Source organism: Shewanella waksmanii, from assembly GCF_043643685.1.
GTDB classification, from domain to species: domain Bacteria; phylum Pseudomonadota; class Gammaproteobacteria; order Enterobacterales; family Shewanellaceae; genus Shewanella; species Shewanella waksmanii_A.
The window spans coordinates 224,614-248,462 of record NZ_JBHZSN010000006.1 but is presented as its reverse complement, the minus strand read 5'-3'; the positions used below and the strand labels follow the sequence as shown (position 1 = coordinate 248,462).

Here is a 23,849-nt window from a genome sequence, read left to right as displayed (position 1 = left end):
GTTTATTTGTTGGCCGTTGAGTTAATTGCATATGCGGAATTAACGGGGATTTATAGCCACATATTTTTTCAATATGTGGTAAGCCAGCATAAAAGGTTATTACTTTCGTGAAATTAACCTGTTGTTATCGCGGTCATAGTCTTTGCTAGAGTAGCGATGAGGAATTTAATTATGGTATGTTGTTTCGTTGGTAGGAAAAAGTATCAACTATTTCATTCATCTTTAGCTAGGGAAGCATAACGTGGGCCGTTGGCGTTGGGCATTACTGATAGTATGGTTATTAATCGGTTTCTCTATCACTGCGTTGATGGCGAGTTGGGTTTATGACAAAGAAACTCGCGCAATTACCATAGAATTCCAGCAGGATGTAGATGATAAAGCTGCTGCGCTTGAGCGGGAAGTACTGCTCAATGTCGAAGTGCTATATGCGCTTAAAGGCTTATTTGAAAGTTCCGATAATGTCACCGCAGCAGAGTTTAATAAAATTGCTGCGCCTTATTTACTCAGACACCAAGATATTGATTTCCTGCAGTGGGCCTCAAAGACATCTGGGGGAGGTCAAGAGCATTACCCTGTAACCTATTTGGCTTCCTTAGCCAGTGATAACGAGCTTATCACTGGCTATGATTTGTTGAGTCACTCGGCTTACGCCAATGCGATTAGTCAGGCTGTCGATTTAGATCAAGTGGTGGCTAGCTTAAGCAAATTAACTAATAGCAGTAAACTGGGCATCAAAGTGTTTATCCCCGCCTATCGTGGCGAGCCTGTAGATACCCCGTCTAGAAGAGCGCAAAATTTTGGCGTGGCAGCATTAAGCCTTAAAGTGGATGAAATGTTTAATCGTGCTGTGCAGCGCACCGCTAGTAAAGGCATTCACTTTACCCTCAAAGATCATACAAACCCGCTTGTTGAAACCTTACTAACTTTACATTTAGGGGATGAGCATGGCGGTCATGGAGTTGAGTCATTTGAATATCAACGCCAGTTAACCCCTTTTGCCCAGCGGCGTTGGAGTCTTATTGCCCGTCCAAGTTTTGAGTATATTGCTGGTCATCGAAGTGAGTTACCTTATGTTGTTGGTATATGTGGCAGCTTGTTTGTGTTGTTGGCTGCGGGCTATTACGTCACTATGCGTCGCAGAACAGAATTGGTTGAACAAGAAGTTCAGCAGCGGACTTTAGATCTCTACAAAGCGAAACGACAGTTAGAATTGCTTTCACAGACAGACGGACTAACGGGCCTCGCCAATCGACGCCACTTTGAGCAAAGGTATGAGACGGTTTGGAATGAAGCTATACAATCAAAGCGCTGCATTACTTTGATGATGCTAGATGTCGACCACTTCAAGTCCTTCAATGACACCTATGGTCATCTTGAAGGGGACAAATGCTTAAAACGTGTCGCACAAACGATCGAACAGAGCTTAAATCGTAAAAGTGACTTTATTGCGCGATATGGTGGTGAAGAGTTTGTATTGTTGTTACCCCATACACGGGATAATTCCATTCCGGCACAGCGCTGTTTAGAGGCGGTGGAAGCATTACAGATCCCACATTCGGCGGCAATAACCAGTGACTTTGTGACGGTGAGTATCGGTGTTGCCGCAATGATACCGACAACGGCTAATCATATCGAAGATTTGATTGCGTTAGCCGATGCCGCGTTGTACCAAGCTAAAGAAAATGGCCGTAATGGCATTCACTATCATGTGCCGCCAGCACCTGACTTGGTTGAGCAAGGTGTGGCATAGTGCTATGAGAACAAACAGTGTTTAGTGATCAGCTTCTATTTAGCCTTTTTCATCAATAGTTATCATCAAAGAAGTTGAGTTGCTTTAAAGTAAAGAGTGCTCCTTTAACGCTAGTTCCACCTCGGGAATGTTTAATCCGATGATGCGCTTGTTACCTATAATAATTACCGGGTAAGCGTTTGCGGAGAGCTCGGTAAATCTTTGCTGAGCTTGCTGGTCTTTTTCTGGATTAAATTCAGTATAGCTGATGTTATTTGCGGCAAAATAATCTCGAGTATTTGCACATACTGGGCACCAATCCGTGCCATACATAATGACCGGTTTATCTGAAAACTCAAAATGTTGAGAGTAGTCACCTACCACAACAGGTGTTGGAGTTGTAAGCCACTTGTAGCCGTGTAAAGCCCCATATCCTAGTGCCAAGCCTAATGCTAAACATAATGTATAAGAGATGATGTTCTTAATAACCGATACGCTAGGATGGGGTTTAGTTAGATTGTCAGTGTTACTCATATTCATTCCATGAAATTAATTATTATCTCTTCCACTTTAAATGAGCAAATATGGTCGGCCAATAGTTCTTTTTTACTATATTTGGCCGGATTGATGAACACTGTGTCTTATATACTTTTAAGGGGGTGTATAAACACGTAGATAATATTTAATTGCTATTATCGTTGGTTATGGCGCTGAGTAATAAATCAATTTCTCCAATTAGAAATAATAGAGAGTGAGAAAATGAAAATTAAAAATATGTGTAAAGTACTGCTGGTCATTTAGGGCTTTCTGCTACACGCAGCTTACACAGTGTGTGGCAGCGCTTGAGCGCTGCAGCTTTCTGGTAGTCGAAATTGTAGTTGCCTTTCAGGCCTGTGTCGCAAGCATACCACAACCTAACCGTTGCTATTTCCCATAAGCTGACTATCAGCTATGTTTACTGGTAGAGTTAAGCTTGTACTACCAGTGTTTAGTTTAAATTAGCAATGTATTTATCTGATTTATTTTCCAAGCTGTTGCTTTTCAATAATTAACCTATAATCTCTGGGTAAGAACACTTTATAGCGGTGATGTGCTTAGCTATGGGCAATGCTACCTGCAAATTTAAAATCTCAACGCTCAACCTGTTTAATTTTGTTGACCCCCCCAATGCTTACTATGACTTTGAGAATATATATACAGCACAGCAGTGGCAGAAAAAACTGACCTGGATAGCACACTACCTCGCTTCAGAGCAGCCCGATATTATTGCTTTTCAGGAAGTGTTTAGCATTGATGTCTTGAAACGGTTGCTGGCAGATTGTGGCTATGAATATGTTTGTGTGGTTGATGAACCAACGGTTGTTGATGAGTTTATCTATCGTGATCCTGTGGTCGCATTAGCATCAAAACACCCAATTACACAGACTACCCGTATAGATAGCCATGCTGAAATATTACCGGTGTTATCCCTGCCGAGTGATTTTGCTTTTAGCCGCGTCCCATTGTTAGCTACAGTTAATCTGCCTCAATTTGGTGAACTCGATCTATTTGTTATTCATTTTAAGTCTCAGCGTGGCACTTTGAGCACCGAAGAGATCACTAATAAGGATATGTCTGCAACGGAAATGTTTGCCTTGGAAGCTGCCAGCAAGTGGGCGGCTGCACAGCAACGTGGAGCAGAAGCGACATTGTTGCGCTACGCGATTGCTTCGCGTCGTGCCAAAACCCAAAACCCTTGTGCGGTGTTAGGTGACTTTAATGATTCTCTGCATAATGGTGTGTTAAGTACTTTGGTTAGCCAAGATAGTCGCTTAAAAACTCAGCTAAGTCCCAATGAATTTATCCAGTATAGCCTTCATGATGCCTACCAATTGTTTGAGGCCAACCACTATGCTCGTAGTGCAATTGATCGTCCAGCTACTCACTATCATCTCAATAAAGGCAATGTGCTTGACTATATCTTGTTGTCAGCTGAATTTAATAGTCAAAACGATCAAAGTTTAGCCGAGGTGATTAGTTACCAAACTTTTGATCAACACCTCACTAGCCCCCAATATGACAGAGACAGTCATAGCAGCGATCACGCTGCAGTAAGCGTTACCTGCCGCATAAGGAGCTGATTCACCGATATTTAATAGTGCTATGGCTTGCGTAGTGCCGTTATTATTCATATGTTGATACAGGAGGTTGATGTCAGCCTATATGGGTGAGCAACCTGAACCACTATTTTCAAGGACAGGGTGGAGTTAACTGTGCATATGCAACAAAAGATAAATCAGCAAAATAACTTTTTCTATATGACCTTTGCGCTAGTTGGGCTGCTGGTTAGCTCATCTTTGGTAGAGGTCATGCCGCAAGGAATTCTAGAGTATGTCCTTGAAACATTTACCGTGATAACTTTCATTGTTTGCTTACGCAGTTTGCGCTTTGATAGGCGTTGGTATCACTTTATGGTCATGTTGGTTGTGTCTTGGTTCATCGCCACTCTGGTCAGGAATGTACTCGACATCAAGGTGATGGACTTGTTGATGCTATCGTTTATGTTTGCGTTTTTTTGGGGCACTTTTAGCTCGGTAGCGCGGCAGATATTGTTTGTAGGCCATGTTGATCGCAATAAGATTATTGGCTCTATCGCATTATTTTTATTGCTAGGGCTAATGTGGTCATTAATTTATTTGTTTATTTTAGAGTTTTCACCGCACTCGTTCACAGGAGTCGAGCCTGCTGCATGGGGAGATAACTTTTCTCAAATGGCTTATTTTAGCTTTGTTACCCTAACAACCTTAGGCTATGGCGATATCAGTCCGGTGACGCCGTTTGCCCAAGTGGCAGTGTATATGGAAGCGATTGTTGGCGTATTTTATATGGCAATTGTGGTGGCAAGTCTAGTGAGCGCTGGGCAAGCTCGACCTGAAGATTCTGAACAATTAAAGCCCACTGAGGATGAATAAGGTCGATTATGTTAGACGCTGTATATCGTCCGCCTAATGATACAGATGCTGATAGCGGGCAAACCACAAAGGTTTATTCCATTTTTACTTTTCAAAGCCTCAGTGAGTCGGATATTGCCGCGTTTCGTTATCATTTATATTGTCCAGCTTGCTCTGCACAAGCTTATTACCGGAAAGCTTCTAAAGATGGTAAAGCTGCTTGTTTTGGCTCTCGCTATCATGCTGCGGACTGTATCGAGTTTAGGCCATCTACGGCGAGAAAGCTTGAGGAAGCCGATGCCTTAGCTGTAAATGAGGTCTTGGCTAATGATGATGAAATGCAAATTGATTTTAGTATCAAGCCACGTTTGTCACCTCAACCTAGCTTAGGTAAGGCAGCATCCCAGATCCAAACCAGCTCCAAGACTTATACCAAGACCAAGAATAAGCCGGCATCGACAGTGGCTGAAGTTGACATGCAGCCAGCTAATCAAGCGACCTCACAACCGTCAATATCACAAGATCCAAATGGTACCGTGGCAATCACTAAGCAAGGCTTGCCGCGACTATTAAACAGTTTACTGCGGGGAAGTGAATTACAACATGCCTCATTGTGGGTCTACACCGATGAGAAGTACCGTTGGCGAGCTAAAAACTTGTTTGTTAACTTTGCTGATGCAGAGCCTACCGAAAAAGGGGCGCCAAGAATGTATTGGGGAACATTGTCCCACGCAGATAAGCAAATGCTCTGGTTAAACCCAGCAGAGAATAAGTTGCTTGGTATTCCTATTGATGCCTATCAACAAGAGTTTAAAAAGCGTTTTAGGGTTAATGATGCCAATGAACTCTCAGGTGCTGGGATTATCATTTTTGGTCGCTGTTATTGGAATAGGAGCAAGACTCGAAAAATCATTCAGCTTTGGAATAAGGATGTCAGTCGTATGCACATCACTAAGGTTGAAAGTTAAACCAGCTGTCGTTCTGTCGCTGCTTTCTCATGTTTTTTTCATTTTGCAAAGCATCCTTTGCAATATCATTTTTGTTTTGAATGGCAAAGTGAATCATCTTCTCGGGTATGAATTGGTAATTCCTCAATTTATTTTCTTAAGATTTTGTTTTTAAGAGATATTAACTCCTGGTTTAAATATTGGCACAACACCTGCTTATCTATGTATGAGCGTACCAATTAAATGTGTTGTGTATTTAAACTAAGGAGGCCGCTATGGCATATTCAAATTTAAATCTTGCAAAGGAGCAATTGCACTTTGCTATTAATCAAAACTTATATGAAACGTCTGATGCATATCGTTGCCGCGTAGATTATGTGATTAAGCTTATCGGTGAGCAGGCACAAAAAGATTTAGTCGCCTCAAAGCCGAATCAACATGTTATCTATGAAGAGGCCGATTTTGTATTGGGGTATAACTAATGAACTTAGCCATTATTTTGCGGTGACCCATGTATTTTTACATGATGTCACCGCAATTTTCTTTATTGTAAACACTTTCGTTGTTGTCTTTTGGTCCACCAATTATCACCAAATTGATAGACTGCCAGCCCCAGTATGACTAAACATGCCCCTATAATGAGTGTCTGACTGATCTGTTCATTATTGAGCACTGCGCCTAAGCCCATGGCAAAAATAGGGGTGATCAAGGTAACCAGCGCCACGGTACTCGCATTGAGATGCTGCAAAATATAAAAATAGCCGACAAAGCCAATTAAAGAGCCAAATATACCAAGGTAGATTATCGACCATAGAGATTTAGCACTCCAAGTGTCGACAGGAAAAGTGCCATCAAATAGCCACCAAGCTAGTGCAAACATTGGCGTTGACACCATTAGCGCTCCTACTGTACTCGCGATCGGATGAATACTGATCTGCACCGTTTTAATCAACACGCCGCTGAGGCTAAACAGTGTCACCGCACAAAGAATTAATAGTAAGCCGAGTATGGCTGTATCGCCCAAAGCCAGTTTAGATGAGCACACCACCGCCAACCCAGAGAATGCGAGAATGAGCGCAACAATACGAATGTGGCTGAATTTTGCTTCCCCTAAAATTCGTTGCGCCATTAGTCCGGAAATAATTGGCGATAAACCAAATAGTAAAGACATGGTGCCAGACGGGATGTAGCGGGCAGCCATATAGCTTAGCAGCATGCCGCCAACAATGCCGATGGCTGAAAAACCATACAATTTAAACGCATTTGCGGTGAGCGGTAAACGAATTGAGCTACATAGAATCACCACGCCACCAATGACTAAAGCGAGCACCATTCGCAGTAAAACTGCCATGGTTGGATGTACACTCTCACTGCTCCAGACAATCCCTAGTGGGGTTGTTGACCAGATCAATACAACAGCAATAAATGCAATGGCAACGAGTTTGGGAAGTGGTGGCTGTGTTTTCATTACATGTCTACCTCAATGTTCCGTATTAATAGCAATAGGTGACAACAACGAAGGTAAGCAAAGCGAAGTGGTGACCGCAATGCTGATTGTTGCGGTCATGAATATAGTGACTTAGTTAATTCAAATGATCCGCAGGCCTTTGCAGCCACACACATACACACAGTACGTGTTGTCGTACTGATGACTGGCGATTATGTGTATTGAGTGCTAGGTACATTGCTGGCTTCTTAATATGAAATTACTTAACTAAATCTGACTACAATTTTAATAGTGAAGGTCGGCCATTGTATTGTCAATTAGGTGTTGCGCTTTATATTAGCCATTAATGTAAGAAACAGTGTTTTATGTTTGCTGAGAATAGCGCTGAACAGATTTTACTTGGTGAAATTAGACTGAAAAAGATGACAAGCTGTTGGAGAGAAGTTGGTGAATATCGAGATGCTTAGAAAATCAAAAGGGGCATTGCCCTTTAGCTAATGCCCCTTTGATATGTTTACGATTATATGAACCTTTGCCTTTTTTCGGTTGTTCAACCTGGCTCTTGAATAATTTACTGGTGACTAATGCTTTTACGGCATTGTCGTTAATTTTACCTCGACCATGGTCATGGACATAAGTCGACGTTACTTGATGTTTTGCCATATCTTTTCCTTTTATACAGTGAGCTAATTGTAGAAGTATACATAGTAGCTCGGTAATGAAAACGGCTGCAATATAAGCGAATGTTGATGCAATGTACAGTGCCTTATTTGAATATTTTGTGACCAGATTTGCACTTTCAATAGGTGCTTACTTGCCCTGTCTATTTATAGCTTGATCTAGCATTTTTACCTTACCATGCTGGCTGCTTAAACCTTAGCGGCTGAAAAGTCAGTTTAACAATGATACGGTTAAAGACTAATGCTAAGGCTGAGTTTACGGTTGAGGTTAAGGCATAGTTACTTGCAGATTAAGTGTTCCTTAAGGTAGTAATAGCAAGTAGGTTTTTGTTTTTAGTGCGTTTATTTGTTTATTTGTTTATTTGTTTATTAGTCAATAAGGTTAATCTGGCTGGTGAAAGATAATTCATTGATTATTAAGATTTAATAAACCTTATGCCATTGCATGATGTTGCTAACTTGACTAATATTTTAGTTACGTGAACTGGCACACAATCTGGGTGTCAAAAAGTGTGACCAATATGGCTGTCGAGCAATGATGTAACAAGCTAAAAACGTGAAGGTGATGAATGGATAGAGCAAAGATCTTGGTGATTGATGATGATCCGGTTTGTACTGGGGTGTTGTTGGCTATGCTAGGCGATGATTATCAAGTGACAACAGCAAACTCAGGTATTGGTGGCATCGATTTGCTTGAGTCAATAACACCTGATTTGATTTTTCTTGATATAAGTATGCCGCAAGTTAATGGTTATCAAGTGTTGAAGTATCTCCAAGGTGACAGCGAAAAAGCCGCAATTCCTGTGGTAGTCATAAGCACTTTAGTAGAAGAATCCGATCAAGAATTTGCTAAAAAGCTTGGCGCAAGTGACTATGTGACTAAACCTATTCTTCCAGCAGATATTCAAAGTAAGTTAGATGAGTATCTGCCGAACTAACCCCTTTTCTGAGCGTGAAGTAGGGGGAGTTGCTGAATTAGAAGTAATAGAGATAACTATAACCACATGAAATGTAGTGATATTAAAGTCTATTACTGTAATATCGATCGAAGATTTTATTCTAAGTGGATAGGATGATTTTTAAACTAATTGGTTAACTTTTTATCGCTGATCGATTATATTTAATCGTCCACTTTCATGTAGACTCGCAGGGATGCAACATGGGTCAAAGTTGAAAACTAGAAAAACGTGCTGGCACATTAGTCTTTTAAAGACAAATGTGCCAAGCATGAAACTTTAATCTTTTCTTGATAGCCACAACTTCTTCAATTGTGGATAAAACAAACTCAAAACCACACCAAATAAGCTTGCCCACATGACGCAAATAAGTGCTGCGACGCCGTAAAGAGCGGTTTCATTATCTGCAACAGCGATATACATATGGTGCGTGCCTTGTAAAAGGCCAATAAAAACTACTAAACAAACAATACTGCCAATAATCGGTTTTACCATGTTACTCACCCTATTGTGTTAAGTTGAACCTAACATAGCTAACTTTGGTGTTGTGGTGCAAGTTTGTCATTGTCGTTTTTGAACAAGTTAATGGTTTTTATTACATTTTACATTGGATCTCACTTCTCACTAACTCTATGTACATAATCACATTTAAAATAAAAAGCCGCCTGTAATGGCGGCTTTCTAATGGTTTTTAAGCTTGGTTTAACGTCCGCCTGGTTCGGCAAACTTGGTCATCCAATCTTCTACTTGGTTGTACCAATAGATAGAGTTATTCGGCTTCATGATCCAATGGTTTTCATCGGGGAAATAGATCATACGAGACTCGATGCCTCGGCTTTGTAATGTACGGAAAAGCTCGAATCCTTGTCCCACTGGTACGCGATAATCTAACTGACCATGGATCACTAATGTTGGGGTATTAAAGTTACCGGCTCCGTAGTGAGGAGAGATAGACTGATAAATTTCAGGCTTATCCCAATAGTTACCAAAACGGGTACTGTGAACGGCAAAGTCAGCCGACATTTGCGAGTACATGTTGTATACAGCTGCATGGATCAGTAACGCATTGAATGGATGCTCTTGGCCAAGGATGATAGAGGTGAGGTAGCCACCATAACTTGCTCCACCCGCAACCATTCGCTCATTGTCAATCCAGTCTTTTTTCTCAAACCATTGTGTGGCTTTCAACACATCTTCTAATGACTTGTTTTTCCAGTCTGGGTTGATACTGTCAGCAAACTCTTGTCCGAAGCTGCTAGAGCCATGGAAGTTTGGCCAGGCTGTCACATAACCCCAAGAAGCGAAGGTCTGGGCGTTCCAGCGATAATGGAATCCATCAGAAATCGCATTATGAGGACCACCGTGAATTAGCATCATGAGTGGGTATTTTTTACTGCGGTCAAATCCAGGAGGGTAGTGAACCCACATTTGGATATCTTGGTCATTGTAGCCTTTGTAGGTTACCGACTCGTAGGTTCCTAAATCAACGTCGGCAAGGACATCATCATTGAAGCTATCAAGACGGGTGGTTTTACCGCTGCGAGTGTTGATTTTCACAACCCGTGCAGGGTAGAGGAAGCTGTCGTTGGCAGCGACAAGTGTACCGTCTTTTGAAATTGATGGCTGACCAAAGTTTGTTGCATCAGTGATGGGTTTAACTTTGCCATTTTTGGCGCTGATGTGATAGATACGGCGGGTGGCGGCATCATCAATAGCGGCATAGAAGCCTTTGCTGTCAGCGGTCCAAATGAAGCGTGCAACAGATCGATCCCAATCGGTAGTAATCTCTCGGGTCGTTTTACGTTTTAGATCATACAGATTTAAATTGGCAGTATCTGCATAGAAACCATGGATAAGCTGGCGGGTAAAGGCCAAGGTTTTTCCATCTGGGCTAAAGCGAGGGTTGCTATCGGGAGCTTCATTGTTTGGCGTTAGGTTTGTCGCCTTATTACTGCCAATTTTGGCGAGAAAGATATCGATTTTAGGGTCGACATTACGCGTTGCATGATCTGCAGGCCAACCGTTTGCATTGAAAGCTATATATTGCTCATCAGGTGATACATCGTAACTTGCAGCACTTTGATAAGAGCGAGGCAGTTGTTGATTTAGCGGTACTGTTACCGCTTCCACTTCGCCGCCTTTGGCATCAATTCTAAACACATGAGCTTGTCTGTCTTCGTCAATCCAATGATCAAAGCTTGAATAAGGCAACGCATTCCATTGTTGTGCTGAGACTTTGTCATCTTTGTCGGCTTTGAGCTGTTCACTCATTTGCTGCCAATCTTTACCGGGGAAGACGCGACTAATGAAATATAAGTGCTCTCCAGCCCATTTTATGCCATATACGCCGCCTGGGACTTGAGTTAAACGTTGCGCCTCGCCCGCCTGATTTAGCGGCAGCAAGTAGATTTGTCCCGCTTCATCGTCATCACGTTTACTCACAAAAGCCAGTGTTTTGCCATCGGGTGAAAATACTGGTTCACTTGCACGTAGCCCTTTTGCGGTCAATGGGCGTTGCTTACTGCCATCTTTGGCGAACAACCATAATTGAGTTGAGCCTTTATCTTCAGGTACATCATATTGGGTGACTGGCGCTACAATGTATTCCCCATTAGGCGAAATAATTGGGCTGCCAATCCGGTTGAGTTGCCACAGCACATCAACCGAAAGAGGTTTGCTCTGTGCAGCAAATGCGTTGCTTAACGGCATGAGCAGACACAGTAAGATAATCCCGACTTTCTTCACGAGTGGTCTCCTTGGATAACATTCTATTTGTTAATAATTTTATTATTGTTTGCCAAACACGGCTTGGGCGACAACAGTATAGCCATGATTGCTATGTAACTGTAATAAGAAAATGTATCGCTATGTTTAGCATTGATGTGCGGTTGTTATTATGAGCCTATGTTTAACGCTTCAATGAAATATCACCACTACGAATAAAAGCAATTTCACCCGCCAAATTAACGAGTTTAGCTTCGATATGCATAGACATTGGGAATTGGGCGTCAGGTTGTTTTATCAACACTTCTGCATAGGTTCGGTAGCGGTTGGACAACATAAAGTGCTGTGTTTTTGACTGACAATCGAAAAAGAAATTGGGTTCGCTAAGGTTAATATTTTCCAACCTATGTTGTGCTTGTCTAAGGTACTGCTCAGTGGTGCTGATATGACATTGGTAGCGCTCGTCATCGCTATTAAATACGAACATCAGTGCAGCTTGGTCATTCAATTCACCTTGAAAGCCACCTTGATAGTGGGTGAGCTCAATGATGGTTGCCTGTGCACTAGTGCTTATTAGTAACAAGGGGACAATCAATCGTGCACATTTGCCAAGTGATAATGTCATCATCTTAATCCTGCAGTTGATTTAGCTTTATGTTAGTCGACGATGAATGATAAAGCACTAACTATCATAAGGTTAAGTTAGCTTTTACTAAACTTATATTAATAAATAGCAGGTAAAGAAAAGGATAGCTAAAGCTATCCTTTTAGTTTGGGGGCGGGGAGGTAAATCGTGTCTACGGCTTTTGCCAGCTGAGGTCTATGCTTGACTCAACGGCAGCTGCAATATCAGCTTCGTTAAATAGCAAAGGGCGGAATTGCTTACTGCCAGAGTACAGTTCAGATTGGTCATTGAACTGTGCAGACATAAAGTTACTCGATTGCGAGTAAGTTAGAATTCCCTTAGCCACTGGGCCTTGGTCGGTAAAGCTAACAGCCATCATCCAGCTTGAACCATAACGGATCGGGTAACCTTGAGCTGTTAAACCTGATGCTAATGGTGCAGTGGTAACTACATCAGTTGCTCTTGGGTAGGTATGCTGCGGCACTAAAGTATCATCACCACTGAGGCTGGTTGAGAATACGTTAAACCCACCCTCTGCATTATGGGTTCCAGGCCAAGGAAGCTTAGTTCCTGATGGAGTGCCATCTGGTAAGGATTTTTCGACAAATTGCACATTGCCCATTGGGCTATCAACGTCAAAACCGGCAGCTTCAAGATTGGCGGTTGCACGAGCTAGAGCCATGAGGGCACTGCCATCGGTTGATAGGGTGTTTGGTGTATTTGCGGCATCATTGGCGTCAAACGGCACGGTTAACATGGTAGATTGATCGAATAAATGGGCAAATTCACGTATGAGCGCACCACCGATACTGTCATTATCCTGTTTACCATTCCACTGAGATAATGCCTGGCACGCGGCAGTTATGTCTTGGCTTAAGCTGTCAGAAATCATCACCGGCGTATCGCCTTGAGCTTGGCATTGGCTGATAAGATCATCAAATATTAAGCTCTCAAGATAGATTTGATTAGAAAGTACTGCTGATTCAAGTTCTTGCAAGTTAAACTTACCATCTTCACCACCGGCCTCATTCATCAACTTCAATGCCATGCGGGTCCGTAATGATTGTTGGCCACGTTCTGGCCCATACATTGCAGAATAACCCTCAAGTGGACTAGCCAAGTTGGTTGACCAGAAAGAGTTGTTGGAGTTTTGAACGAAATCACTGCGTTCTAATTTAGGTGCGAATTCATAGCCTAGCGGCGAGTCATAGGCAAACAGTGAACTATTTCCCGGCAAGATAGTAAATCCGGCTTGCTGACGAGTCGCTATAATATCTGGATTGGTTTTGAGTAGGCTGATTGCTACACCAGTTAACCCAGGCACTGTGGAGTCATCGATATAAAATGCATTACCGTCTTTATCAGCATACATGGTGTTATTAAAGATCACACCATCGTAATTCTTAAATGCTTGTTGAAACTCGCTCATATTGGTGGCGCGATTCATGGCTAGCCAATGATCAATCGGATCTTTGTTGGCCATATTGGCGTCTTGTAGCATAAAGGCTTGGCCATCATCCCATCCAAATGGAGCCTGAGTAATTGGTGCCTCAGCAATAGGACCCTTGGGGGTAGTATAAATGTCCTTCTCCGCGATTAGCATGCCGGCCGGGCCGCCATTGACCAATATCTGCACTGTTTCTTTAGTAATTGGCATGGCTTCACCATCAAACAGGTATTGCATGCGGTCGCCGCTGACCAATTCTAAGTTGTATAGTACAAAGTGCTCGGCTGTCGAAAAAGTATGAGTCCAAGCAACATCCTTATTGAAGCCGATATTGATTGCGCCCGGCATTCCTACCAAAGAGCCGCCCATGACATCAATATGACCTGGAATAGTGAGGTGTGACTGCCAAAATCGTAAATTACCGGTATGAGGGAAATGAGGATTACCTAACACCATACCTTTGCCGTTTTCGGTTTTATCTCGGCCCAACCCCCAGCCATTAGAGCCCAAATCCCTTGGATTAGTTTCTGGTGTGGTGATTGTTTGTTTGTGGGCTAAGAACTTGGTATTGATATCATTGATAAATGCGGTTTGAGCTACCGATGGTGCTGAGCCGACAATACGCGGCAAGTACTCCTCTCCATCACCAGGGTTGGCGTAGAAAATCAGATCGAGAAAGTTTGCCGCGCCAGGTAGCAGGGCTATCGAAAATAGGTAGTTGGCAACATCGACACCATCAATCGGCTTCACCCATGGTTGGCCTGCGCAAAATGGATCTGCGGTCTGGGTTTGGGCTTCGACATCTGCGAGATACTGGTTGTACCCAGCACTAAAACCTTCCATCAAAGCTCGAGAGTTGTAGCTAAAGCTTGTGTATTGAGTTTCTGCTTTCTCACGAATCTTTAATGCCTTGTAGGCGAAATCAGAAATCAAATTTCCATTATCTTCGGCGGTTGGTAGTCCGGTAGAAAAGTCGATGGATGCATGGGGGCCAAAATACATTGAACGTTCAGAATTTGCCTTGATAAAACCATCAGCAAGTACGCACAGATTGTCTTGTGCTTGGGCGTAGCCACTACCAAAGCCTAAACTTTCTAGGTTATCCGCTTGAATGTGCGGTACACCGTAAGCTGTACGACGAATTTGTGCTTTAAGTAGGCCATCAGGGGCGAAAACTTGTAGTGGCGGAGTGACTTCTGGTTGTGGGTCGGGTCGTTGGATATTTGCACTGCCTTCATCATTACCACAGCCACTAAGGAGCACAGCAGAGGTAATGCCCATGGCAAGCATGAACTTATTAAAATGCATCGAATGGTCCCTTTTTGTTATGTAATAACACCAGTAACGCTGGTGAAACCCCAAAAAATTCAGATGCCCTAATTTTGAAAGTTAGATGTTAATTAACTGCTTAGCGAAAATAATTAAGCTCTAATTGGTCAAATACTGCAAAGACATAAAAAACCATTTAAACAGTCATTCAAACGTTTGTCTATATTTTGCAAATGGAATTTAATTTTTAGCAATAACGAAACATGTGTAAGCAAAGGGAGGGGGCAGTGACAACCTTGATAGCCAGTATGTTGTCACTGTTAAACTTGAAACAGAGGTTACATGGCATGACCTCGGTTATAACGTTGGGCAAAACCGAAAGGACCCATTTTGATGGTTTTAATCGCATCTAACCAACCAATAACCATTGGCACTAATGTCCAGCAAAACAATAGGTAGAGCGTTCCTTTAAGGTGCTGACCTAGATAAAATTTATGTAATCCTAACCCGCCTAATAGGATGCTAAATAGGATTGCTAACTTGCGGCTTTTTAGACGAATACTGGGGTCGACGCCTGCCAACGCCTCTAATCCTTGAACGCTTGCACAATGGTCACAAACCCTTGCATCAACAGGGATCTGTTCAAGGCAGCTTGGGCATGAAATACGAGGACAACTATTACTTTTCATAGCAAACTCCAGTAGTCACTTTCACGATTAGAATGAAAGGTTATTATGCGTACATGTGTTAGCTCAAATCTAGGTGTCTGCTTCACAGTTTTCAAAAAGTGTTTGCTTTTACTCTGCGCGGGTAATTACCTATGTTTAGTCTTGGCTGAACTATAATGAATCAAGTGAATCGCCACGCTAGAGCTTAGGTTAAAGGAGGCGGGCAATGGCAGTTAAAGGTATGGGAACTCAAACGGGAGCACCGTTAGGCAATATTCTGGCCAGTAAAATGCGCATAGATACTGATCCACTAAGTCAGGAGGTCAATGTGAGTAGTTATCAAGTGCACAAAGGCTGGTTAGACGACCAAGATCAGTTGCAGCTAATTGAAAGCTATATGCATGAAGAGGATGCATAGGCATAGCGCTATCACATTGGTGCTATTTTAACAGTTCTACACAGTCGTGGTTTCAGATTAGTTTGATCACACAATAAGCAATTAACCCCCTTAAGGTTAGCTGTCGTTTGCCGATAAAAGTTAATCGAGCAATAAAATCCATTAACAGGGTATGCAACTTGTTGATAAGAGGGGGGGGTGATGGATGTGCGAATGAATTTGACTGTTGCTAATCAGCAAATCAGTGATTATAGCCGTTTGAGTGTGAGCTCAAAATCCCCAAACAACAGTGTTGATCGTGTTGACTCCGCTGCGGACGTAGTTAATGTTTCGCTTAAGGGACGTCAAATGTTGGCGACCGAAATAGGTAGCCAACTGCATGCGAGTCAAAACCAGCTGCAGTCGCCAAAGCAAACCGAGGAGAGCGAATCTGAAAAAGATGCTTTGACGCAACTGATAGAAAAATTACAACAGCAAGTTGAAAAACTTGAGCAGCAACTGCAAGAGCTACAAGGCGAGCGTGGCGAAGCGGCTGATAAACAACGCCAAGTTATCCAATCTCAAATCACGGCTTTATTGGCTCAAATAGCCGAATTGACTAAGCAGAAAACCCAACAAGCAAGCTAAAACTATTTGGGCGTGTTTGTTTTCGCGGTTAAATCTTGTTTGGTTAAGATGCCTAGTCAAGAGCATTTTAATCGCAGCAAGTGGCCGGTAGCCTGTTATTTGCCGCTTAACATATTAAGCAAAATATCGCTTAACAAAGCGTAGAATGCTTGTTGCTGATCTCGCTTAGGCAGCGTAGGTGGCATCTTTTTATTTGGTTTTTTCAGGTCGGATAACAACCTATCAAAGTCCCATCCTTGGGTGACGATTTCATAAACAGCTGCAAAAATCAGCTCGAATGATCAACACGCCTTAATTATCCATTTGCTCTATCTATTGACCCTACCTATTTATCCTAGCTGTTTATCCTATCTATAAGAACTCCCTTTAAAGGCTGGGTGAATAATTATTCATTTTTCGTGTGGTTGTATCGTTAACTTTCTACAGGTTCAAATGTTAACGGTTAGGCTTTCTTTGAGTTAGCTATTAACAAAGAACGCCTCTCTAAAAAGGAATACCTCAGTAGTGGTGCATAGTTGCATTATATTAACGGTCAATAATTAAGCGATTTCCTAATTTTTATTTATCTATAGTAATTTAGGCTAAATAATCTTATGTTTATATATCATTTTTGAGTAAAAGTTTGAACTTAAACCAATATTGAGTATACCTCTTTAGGGATATTTGGGTGATTTACTAGTGATTTTTGTCACACAAATGTTTGTTTATTGTTTACCCGAATCTTACGTGTTTGTTATAGCTGAGGGCGTCTAATTGACAATTTGATTACAATAAAAAACAGCATAAAAAGTGAATAATATTCACTTTGAGGAGTGTGAGATGAAGTTACAAAAACTAGCGGTTGCAATTGCGGTATCTGCGGTTTTGGCAGGTTGTAACGATAGTGATGATGATGGCAACAATGTCACCTGTGGTGAAGGGTCTCAACTGAACCCTGATACCAATGTGTGTGAAGTCATTCCGGTTGAGCCACCAGAGCCAGTCGATCCGGTAGAGTGCGGTGAGGGTACAGTCTTAGACCCTGATACTAACACGTGTGTCGTTCCACCGACGACAGGTCCTATTGATTTTTATAACAGTGATAGTTGGCAAGAGACCTTCCCTGATCAGCATGCCACTTGGGCAAGCACTGAAGATAATAATCCAGAATCTGGTGCGCCTACCGATTTATTGGCCGCCAATCCAAACTTAGTCAGTGCTTGGGCGGGTTACGGCTTTGCTAAAGACTACAATCGTGCCCGTGGTCATCACTTTGCATTGACCGATGTGATTAAGACTTTGCGTACCGGTAGCCCTGTGGTTGGCCATGATGGTGAAGTGGTTGGTGAAGCAATGGCTGCTTCGTGCTGGTCTTGTAAATCGCCAGATGTGGCTCGCATGTATGACTTAATTGGTGAAGGTAAGTTTGCCAATAACAGTTGGTCTACTTGGGGCCATGAAATGGGCAACACTATTGGTTGTGCAGATTGTCATGAGCTAGGAGAGAATACCATTCGCTTGTCTCGCCCTTATGCAGAGCGTGCGATGGAAAAAATTGGCTATACCTTTGCTGAGCAAGATCATAATGGTCAAGCCAGTCAAACCTGTGCCCAATGCCACGTTGAATACTACTTCGATGGTACCGATGACAAAAAAGTGCGTTATCCATGGGATCACTGGGTACCTGGCGTAGAAACAGACTATGCCGATGTCGTAAGCTATACAGGTACTGACATGCTGTACAAGGGTTTTGCTGCGGAAGCGCAATTGGCCTACTACGATAAGATCAATTTCAAAGATTGGACTAACGCAATCTCAGGTGCGCCTTCATTGAAGACCCAGCACCCTGAGTATGAAAACTTAATGGATCGCACCAGCCATATGATGCCGAACCATTTAGAATTTAGTTGTAATACTTGTCATATGCCTAAAGCTGAAAATGCTCAAGGTACAGAGTACTCAAATCATAACGTTAAATTTGATGCAACTAAGTTGCCTAGCGATTGTACTATGTGCCATAGCGCCAGCGACTTTGAGACTAAGTTTGCTAACAGAAAAGCTGAAATCAATGCATTACGTTTTGAGGCCAACGGTACAGATCCTCGTTTAACTGAAGCACACTTCAAAGCACAAGCGATTTGGGCTGCAAATGGGGTTGAAGGTATCGAGTCTGGTAAGACAATTGGTGAAGCGAAAGGTAACTATGAGGCTGCACTTAATGCGGGTAATGAGCTAGCGACTGAAATGAATAGCTTGCTTGGTAAAATCCGTAATGCCCAGTGGTTCTGGGATAGTGCGACAGCATCGCATGGTATTTATGCTCACAACTTTACCGAAGCTAAGCGTCTATTGGTTAAATCAAATACTATTTTAGATGCAGCTATTGTTGAAGCTGATGCATTACTTGCTAAATATGCGCCAGATTACGTTTATGACGCTAGTAAGTACGACACTAAAGCGAAAGTACAAGTGGAAGCCGGTCTTGATTACGACAAGATGAAATCTGATAAAGATAACTTCATCAATGAGCGTGTTAAGAAAGAGTGGCCAGTTGAACTGCGCTAATTAGTGTAACCATCTCATCTCTATAATTCTCCTGCAAAAAGCCAGTCCGCTCCAGACTGGCTTTTTTTATGAGGAACGCCTAACAACGCAGCACAATAAGTCGTGAAACTTGTCTATCTATGCTGCATAATCAATATGTTAAGGAGTGGCTTAATTAGCCTGTTTTTTATTGTCAGCAGGGAAGTATGATGAATCAGTATGGCAACCAAGTTGCGGTTTTATGTGGTGCTTTGGTCATTAGTGCCAGTGTTTCTGCCAAAATCTATCAATGCCAAGTCGATGGTAAAATGGTGTTCCAAGACCATTTATGTGAAGCGGTTGAAAGTCAGCAAGAAGTGGCCGTAGTAGAAAACATCAAAAGTGAATTCTCTGAGCAAGAGCGGCGTTTAATTAACAACAATGAAGTGGCCATCGGCATGAGTGAGCAAGCGTTATTAAAAAGCCGAGGTGAGCCCAGTGAAAAACATCGCTCAGGCCGTGGTGCGGAGCAATGGTTGTACATGAGTGAAGATGGCCGACTTTTTCAAGTGCTGCTCATCAATGGTAAAGTTTATGACTGGCGCGATTAGCGATTAAATTGGCCAATAAAAAGCCCACTGTGTTTTGTGGGCTTTGATGTGTTTATTACCAATAAAGCAAGATTACTCTGGATCGTAATCTAACACTGGCGCTAACCAACGCTCAGTTTCTTCAATACTCATGCCTTTACGTTTGGCGTAATCCTCTACTTGATCGCGGCCAATATTAGTCACACCAAAGTAGCGTGATTGTGGATGGGCAAAGTACCAACCAGATACCGCGGCTGTTGGGAACATGGCGTAGCTTTCTGTGATATTTAAATCAATGGTTTCGTCCGGTTTAAGCAGATCCCATAGCAAGCCTTTCTCGGTATGGTCTGGGCACGCTGGATAGCCAGGTGCAGGGCGAATGCCTTTGTATTTTTCGCGAATCAGCGCTTCATTATCCAGTTGCTCATCAGCGGCATAACCCCAGAACTCTTTACGCACTCGCTCATGCATACGCTCGGCGAAGGCTTCTGCGAGTCGGTCAGCTAAACACTTAAGCATGATGGCGTTGTAGTCATCATGTGCAGCTTCAAAACGCGCCACATGCTCATCAATTCCATGACCTGCAGTCACTGCAAAACCGCCCATATAGTCAGCGACACCTGAATCTTTTGGTGCCACAAAATCCGCCAAGCAGAAGTTATCATTACCCACGCGTTCAATTTGCATGCGTAGATGGTGGGTGGTCATTTCCAATTCATCGCGGTTTTCGTCGGTATAGATTTCGATATCATCATGGTTAACGGTATTCGCTGGGAACAGGCCGATAACGCCTTTTGCTGTCAGCCATTTCTCAGCAATGATGGTCTTTAACATCGCCTGAGCGTCTTGGTAAAGCTTACGTGCTTCTTCGCCAACGACTTCATCATCAAGAATTTTAGGGAAATGGCCGTGTAGTTCCCAACTGCGGAAAAACGGTGTCCAGTCGATGCGATCAATTAAATCCTCAAGCGGATAATCTTCAAAGACTTGGCGCCCTAACTGTTTAGGAACAAATGGGGTGTAGTTTTCCCAATCATGCTGACAACGGTTATCTCGGGCTGCTTCAATGCTGACAATTTGTTTGCGTTTCGCCTGTGAGTTACGCTTATCGCGCATTACTTGATACTCGTTATAGGCATCATCAATGGTTGCTTGGCGCGTTTCATCGTTAATGAGTTTAGACACCATGGGCACAGCACGTGATGCATCGGCAATGTATATGGCACCTTCAGGTGAATGCGGTGCTATTTTCACTGCGGTATGAATTTTTGAACAGGTTGCGCCGCCAATAATAGAAGGGATCGTTAGCCCTGCTTTGTGGAACGCTTTGACGTTATGGACCATCTCATCCAGACTGGGTGTGATAAGTCCCGACATACCGATAATGTCAACATTCTCGGCCTTGGCAACCTCAATGATCTTCTCCACTGGCACCATTACGCCGAGATCGATCACCTCATAGCCATTACACGCTAATACTACGCCAACGATATTTTTGCCGATATCGTGTACGTCGCCTTTAACGGTGACCATCAAAATCTTACCGTTAGATTCACCTTCCACTTTTTCAAGCTCAATAAATGGATTGAGGTAGGCTACGGCTTTTTTCATTACCCTGGCAGATTTCACCACTTGAGGCAGGAACATCTTTCCTGAACCAAATAGGTCGCCGACAATGTTCATGCCATCCATTAACGGACCTTCAATCACATCCAGTGGACGGCTTGCCGCTAAGCGGGCTTCTTCGGTATCTTGGTCAATAAAGTCGGTGATCCCTTTAACCAAGGCGTGGGCTAAACGCTCATTAACGGGTTTATCACGCCATTGCAGGTCTTCTTTCTTACCGGCTGAACTACCATCTCCTCGATATTTTTCAGCAATATCAAGTAACTGTTCAGTATTGTTAGAATCTGCAACCGGGCAGGGAGTGTTTCGTACAACCGCTTCAACTTTTTCTTTAAGTTCGGCATCAATATCATCATAGATAGCTAACTGACCCGCATTGACGATGCCCATGTCCATTCCAGCTTGAATGGCATGGTAAAGGAACACCGCATGAATCGCTTCTCGCACAGGGTTATTGCCGCGGAAGGAGAATGAAACATTCGACACCCCGCCAGAGACCATGGCGTGGGGTAGGGTACGCTTGATTTCTCGGGTCGCTTCTATGAAGTCTACGGCATAGTTATCGTGCTCATCGATACCGGTTGCAATAGCAAAAATATTGGGGTCGAAAATAATGTCTTCCGGTGGGAAGCCGACTTTATCGACTAGCACGTTATAGGCGCGGGTACAGATTTCAACTTTACGCGCCATGGTATCGGCTTGGCCGACTTCATCAAACGCCATGATGATAGCCGCAGCACCATAACGCTTAACTAACGTGGCTTGCTCAATGAACTTATCTTCACCTTCTTTGAGTGAGATGGAGTTAACCACACCTTTACCTTGAATGCACTTGAGGCCAGCCTCAATCACTTCCCATTTCGACGAGTCAATCATAATGGGGACACGACTGATGTCTGGCTCGGAGGCAATCAAGTTCAAGAATTTTTGCATGACTTCAACGCCATCTAACATGCCTTCGTCCATGTTGATGTCGATGATTTGTGCACCGTTTTCAACCTGATCTCGGGCTACTGACAGCGCTTCTTCATATTCACCGGTTTTGATAAGTCTTAGGAACTTAGCAGAGCCGGTTACATTGGTACGTTCACCCACATTTAAAAAGAGCGAGTTTTCGTCGATGTTTAGTGGCTCTAGGCCTGACAACCGACACGCAACGGCTATTTCAGGTAATGGGCGGTGTTGATGCTTTATGACCGCTTCTCGAATGACACGAATATGATCTGGCGTGGTGCCACAGCAGCCACCAATGATATTTAAAAAGCCTTCTGCTGCCCACTGCTCGATAACTTCAGCCATCTCTTCGGGCGTTTCATCGTAGCCGCCAAATTCATTGGGCAAGCCTGCGTTGGGGTGAGCGGAGACATAACACTCTGCAATTTTTGATAGCTCTTCAACATAGGGGCGCAACTCTTGCGGGCCTAATGCACAGTTTAAACCAATAGAGAGCGGCTTAACGTGACGTAGCGAATTGTAAAATGCTTCGGTTGTTTGTCCGGTGAGTGTTCGTCCTGAGGCATCGGTAATGGTGCCAGATATCATGATGGGTAAACGCTGACCTAGTTGGTCAAAGACGGTTTCAATCGCAAACAATGCCGCTTTTGCGTTGAGGGTATCAAAAATGGTTTCAACCATAATGATATCGCTACCGCCGGCTACTAGCGCTTCAATTGACTCAATGTAGGCCTCAACCAGTTCGTCGAAGGTGATATTACGATAGCCAGGATCGTTAACATCTGGGCTAATTGAGCAAGTACGGTTGGTGGGGCCAAGTACCCCAGCGACATAGCAATGGCGGCCGGTTTCAGCTTCAACTTCGTCGGCTGCAGCTCGGGCGACGCGGGCGCCTTCAAGGTTGATTTCAGCCGATAACTCTTCCATTTCGTAATCGGCCATGGCGATACGCGTGGCGTTGAACGTGTTGGTTTCGATGATGTCAGCGCCTGCTAACAGGTACTGTTTATGGATATCTTTAATGATGTCAGCTTGGGTAAGTACCAGCAGGTCATTGTTGCCTTTAACATCACATGGCCAATCCTTAAAGCGCTCGCCGCGAAAGTGTTCCTCTTCTAACTTTCGCTCTTGGATCATAGTACCCATGGCACCATCTAAGATTAGGATCTGCTGTTGAAGCTGAGCTTCGATTTGTGCACTGATTTGCCTAACTTGTGTTATCGGGGTACGGGTCGCCATAAATTCTACCTATTAAAACTGACTGCAGACACACTCGCTTAAAGCGAAACAAGCTGATAAGCACGCTATATTGTGATTATTGTTTACACCATTAACGGTGCTGTGCCTAGCTTGTTATTTGGATGTTTATACGTATAGACGTCTATACTAATCAGTTGGCTGCCGAAGAGCAAGAGTAAGCCGTGATGTTTGTGCCGCTATGATGGTGAATTTTTTCATCATACATAGGCTGTATAGCTGGTCCTTATAGTACGCAATCTTTGTACTATGCTTATGGAAACAAACTCTTTGGAGGTGATGGTGATAAACAGGACAACCCTACCTGCGTTTAGGTGGTTAATTGTTATTTTAATGTCGATGGTGATCAGTTGGCCAATTGCCACCCATATCGTATTTGATATCGCCAGCCTTATCGCCGTTGTCTCTGGCATCTGGCTTGGGTTAATCGCCTTACTTTTTGTGATGAGCCGTCACAGTCAATAACTAGCCTGC

20 protein-coding genes are annotated in these 23,849 nt (G+C 43.2%); 11 read left to right on the top strand and 9 right to left on the bottom strand.

The window, feature by feature from the left end:
* Nucleotides 1-241: 241 nt before the first annotated feature.
* Nucleotides 242-1,750 (top strand): diguanylate cyclase domain-containing protein, encoded by a 1,509-nt coding sequence (locus tag ACHUFW_RS11725; protein WP_394203245.1) that lies wholly within the window; start codon nt 242-244, stop codon nt 1,748-1,750.
* A gap of 84 nt (nt 1,751-1,834) precedes the next feature.
* On the opposite strand, the gene ACHUFW_RS11720 is transcribed toward ACHUFW_RS11725, so the two are convergent.
* On the bottom strand, nt 1,835-2,263 hold the full coding sequence (locus tag ACHUFW_RS11720) for a glutaredoxin family protein (protein ID WP_394203243.1): 429 nt from the start codon (nt 2,261-2,263) through the stop codon (nt 1,835-1,837).
* Nucleotides 2,264-2,829: 566 nt separating this feature from the next.
* Here ACHUFW_RS11720 and ACHUFW_RS11715 point away from each other — a divergent pair.
* The 4 genes from ACHUFW_RS11715 to ACHUFW_RS11700 all read left to right on the top strand — a co-directional run bounded on the left by ACHUFW_RS11715 (nt 2,830) and on the right by ACHUFW_RS11700 (nt 6,088).
* Complete coding sequence (locus ACHUFW_RS11715; RefSeq protein ID WP_394203241.1) at nt 2,830-3,849, top strand: endonuclease/exonuclease/phosphatase family protein; 1,020 nt, start codon at nt 2,830-2,832, stop codon at nt 3,847-3,849.
* A gap of 138 nt (nt 3,850-3,987) precedes the next feature.
* A complete protein-coding gene (locus tag ACHUFW_RS11710; RefSeq protein WP_394203411.1) occupies nt 3,988-4,680 on the top strand; it encodes a potassium channel family protein in 693 nt (230 codons plus the stop codon).
* An 8-nt stretch (nt 4,681-4,688) separates the two neighbouring features.
* On the top strand, nt 4,689-5,627 hold the full coding sequence (locus tag ACHUFW_RS11705; RefSeq protein WP_394203240.1) for a hypothetical protein: 939 nt from the start codon (nt 4,689-4,691) through the stop codon (nt 5,625-5,627).
* Between the two features lie 254 nt (nt 5,628-5,881).
* A complete protein-coding gene (locus tag ACHUFW_RS11700; protein ID WP_394203238.1) occupies nt 5,882-6,088 on the top strand; it encodes a hypothetical protein in 207 nt (68 codons plus the stop codon).
* 62 nt (nt 6,089-6,150) lie between these two features.
* On the opposite strand, the gene ACHUFW_RS11695 is transcribed toward ACHUFW_RS11700, so the two are convergent.
* Both ACHUFW_RS11695 and arfA read right to left on the bottom strand, forming a co-directional pair.
* Entirely contained in the window at nt 6,151-7,074 is a 924-nt protein-coding gene (locus tag ACHUFW_RS11695) for a DMT family transporter (protein WP_394203237.1), read from the bottom strand.
* A gap of 450 nt (nt 7,075-7,524) precedes the next feature.
* Complete coding sequence (gene arfA, locus ACHUFW_RS11690) at nt 7,525-7,716, bottom strand: alternative ribosome rescue factor ArfA (RefSeq protein ID WP_394203235.1); 192 nt, start codon at nt 7,714-7,716, stop codon at nt 7,525-7,527.
* Between the two features lie 586 nt (nt 7,717-8,302).
* Between arfA and ACHUFW_RS11685 the strand changes: the two genes are divergently transcribed.
* Nucleotides 8,303-8,671 (top strand): response regulator, encoded by a 369-nt coding sequence (locus ACHUFW_RS11685; protein WP_394203234.1) that lies wholly within the window; start codon nt 8,303-8,305, stop codon nt 8,669-8,671.
* A gap of 297 nt (nt 8,672-8,968) precedes the next feature.
* Here the strand turns inward: ACHUFW_RS11685 and ACHUFW_RS11680 are convergent, their stop codons facing one another.
* The 5 genes from ACHUFW_RS11680 to ACHUFW_RS11660 all read right to left on the bottom strand — a co-directional run bounded on the left by ACHUFW_RS11680 (nt 8,969) and on the right by ACHUFW_RS11660 (nt 15,443).
* On the bottom strand, nt 8,969-9,184 hold the full coding sequence (locus tag ACHUFW_RS11680) for a hypothetical protein (RefSeq protein ID WP_394203233.1): 216 nt from the start codon (nt 9,182-9,184) through the stop codon (nt 8,969-8,971).
* 207 nt (nt 9,185-9,391) lie between these two features.
* Nucleotides 9,392-11,434: a prolyl oligopeptidase family serine peptidase gene (locus ACHUFW_RS11675; RefSeq protein WP_394203231.1), complete on the bottom strand. Its 2,043-nt coding sequence runs from the start codon at nt 11,432-11,434 to the stop codon at nt 9,392-9,394.
* A 163-nt stretch (nt 11,435-11,597) separates the two neighbouring features.
* The gene (locus ACHUFW_RS11670) at nt 11,598-12,041 is read right to left on the bottom strand and encodes a hypothetical protein (RefSeq protein WP_394203230.1); all 444 of its coding nucleotides are present in this window, start codon (nt 12,039-12,041) and stop codon (nt 11,598-11,600) included.
* A gap of 169 nt (nt 12,042-12,210) precedes the next feature.
* Nucleotides 12,211-14,793, bottom strand: coding sequence for an acylase (locus tag ACHUFW_RS11665; protein WP_394203229.1), 2,583 nt, complete (start codon nt 14,791-14,793; stop codon nt 12,211-12,213).
* A gap of 299 nt (nt 14,794-15,092) precedes the next feature.
* Nucleotides 15,093-15,443: an NINE protein gene (locus ACHUFW_RS11660; RefSeq protein WP_394203228.1), complete on the bottom strand. Its 351-nt coding sequence runs from the start codon at nt 15,441-15,443 to the stop codon at nt 15,093-15,095.
* A 205-nt stretch (nt 15,444-15,648) separates the two neighbouring features.
* Between ACHUFW_RS11660 and ACHUFW_RS11655 the strand changes: the two genes are divergently transcribed.
* From ACHUFW_RS11655 to ACHUFW_RS11640, 4 genes are all read left to right on the top strand, one after another.
* On the top strand, nt 15,649-15,840 hold the full coding sequence (locus tag ACHUFW_RS11655) for a hypothetical protein (RefSeq protein ID WP_394203226.1): 192 nt from the start codon (nt 15,649-15,651) through the stop codon (nt 15,838-15,840).
* Nucleotides 15,841-16,032: 192 nt separating this feature from the next.
* Nucleotides 16,033-16,446 (top strand): hypothetical protein, encoded by a 414-nt coding sequence (locus ACHUFW_RS11650; RefSeq protein WP_394203224.1) that lies wholly within the window; start codon nt 16,033-16,035, stop codon nt 16,444-16,446.
* 819 nt (nt 16,447-17,265) lie between these two features.
* Nucleotides 17,266-18,990, top strand: coding sequence for an ammonia-forming cytochrome c nitrite reductase subunit c552 (locus ACHUFW_RS11645; RefSeq protein WP_394203222.1), 1,725 nt, complete (start codon nt 17,266-17,268; stop codon nt 18,988-18,990).
* A gap of 185 nt (nt 18,991-19,175) precedes the next feature.
* A complete protein-coding gene (locus tag ACHUFW_RS11640) occupies nt 19,176-19,559 on the top strand; it encodes a hypothetical protein (RefSeq protein WP_394203221.1) in 384 nt (127 codons plus the stop codon).
* A gap of 72 nt (nt 19,560-19,631) precedes the next feature.
* On the opposite strand, the gene metH is transcribed toward ACHUFW_RS11640, so the two are convergent.
* Entirely contained in the window at nt 19,632-23,357 is a 3,726-nt protein-coding gene (gene metH / locus ACHUFW_RS11635; RefSeq protein ID WP_394203220.1) for a methionine synthase, read from the bottom strand.
* Nucleotides 23,358-23,657: 300 nt separating this feature from the next.
* On the opposite strand from metH, the gene ACHUFW_RS11630 reads away from it, so the two are divergent.
* Nucleotides 23,658-23,840 (top strand): hypothetical protein, encoded by a 183-nt coding sequence (locus ACHUFW_RS11630; protein WP_394203218.1) that lies wholly within the window; start codon nt 23,658-23,660, stop codon nt 23,838-23,840.
* The last annotated feature ends 9 nt before the right edge of the window (nt 23,841-23,849 follow it).

What these genes read in the sequence shown, in the direction of transcription:
- ACHUFW_RS11655 (WP_394203226.1), top strand. Translation starts at nt 15,649, where the DNA reads ATGGCAGTTAAAGGTATGGGAACTCAAACGGGAGCACCGTTAGGCAAT.
- ACHUFW_RS11685 (WP_394203234.1), top strand. Translation starts at nt 8,303, where the DNA reads ATGGATAGAGCAAAGATCTTGGTGATTGATGATGATCCGGTTTGTACT.
- ACHUFW_RS11695 (WP_394203237.1), bottom strand. Translation starts at nt 7,074, where the DNA reads ATGAAAACACAGCCACCACTTCCCAAACTCGTTGCCATTGCATTTATT.
- ACHUFW_RS11680 (WP_394203233.1), bottom strand. Translation starts at nt 9,184, where the DNA reads ATGGTAAAACCGATTATTGGCAGTATTGTTTGTTTAGTAGTTTTTATT.
- ACHUFW_RS11665 (WP_394203229.1), bottom strand. Translation starts at nt 14,793, where the DNA reads ATGCATTTTAATAAGTTCATGCTTGCCATGGGCATTACCTCTGCTGTG.
- ACHUFW_RS11715 (WP_394203241.1), top strand. Translation starts at nt 2,830, where the DNA reads ATGGGCAATGCTACCTGCAAATTTAAAATCTCAACGCTCAACCTGTTT.
- metH (WP_394203220.1), bottom strand. Translation starts at nt 23,357, where the DNA reads ATGGCGACCCGTACCCCGATAACACAAGTTAGGCAAATCAGTGCACAA.
- arfA (WP_394203235.1), bottom strand. Translation starts at nt 7,716, where the DNA reads ATGGCAAAACATCAAGTAACGTCGACTTATGTCCATGACCATGGTCGA.
- ACHUFW_RS11705 (WP_394203240.1), top strand. Translation starts at nt 4,689, where the DNA reads ATGTTAGACGCTGTATATCGTCCGCCTAATGATACAGATGCTGATAGC.
- ACHUFW_RS11660 (WP_394203228.1), bottom strand. Translation starts at nt 15,443, where the DNA reads ATGAAAAGTAATAGTTGTCCTCGTATTTCATGCCCAAGCTGCCTTGAA.
- ACHUFW_RS11645 (WP_394203222.1), top strand. Translation starts at nt 17,266, where the DNA reads ATGAAGTTACAAAAACTAGCGGTTGCAATTGCGGTATCTGCGGTTTTG.
- ACHUFW_RS11720 (WP_394203243.1), bottom strand. Translation starts at nt 2,263, where the DNA reads ATGAGTAACACTGACAATCTAACTAAACCCCATCCTAGCGTATCGGTT.
- ACHUFW_RS11650 (WP_394203224.1), top strand. Translation starts at nt 16,033, where the DNA reads ATGAATTTGACTGTTGCTAATCAGCAAATCAGTGATTATAGCCGTTTG.
- ACHUFW_RS11670 (WP_394203230.1), bottom strand. Translation starts at nt 12,041, where the DNA reads ATGATGACATTATCACTTGGCAAATGTGCACGATTGATTGTCCCCTTG.
- ACHUFW_RS11700 (WP_394203238.1), top strand. Translation starts at nt 5,882, where the DNA reads ATGGCATATTCAAATTTAAATCTTGCAAAGGAGCAATTGCACTTTGCT.
- ACHUFW_RS11640 (WP_394203221.1), top strand. Translation starts at nt 19,176, where the DNA reads ATGATGAATCAGTATGGCAACCAAGTTGCGGTTTTATGTGGTGCTTTG.
- ACHUFW_RS11710 (WP_394203411.1), top strand. Translation starts at nt 3,988, where the DNA reads ATGCAACAAAAGATAAATCAGCAAAATAACTTTTTCTATATGACCTTT.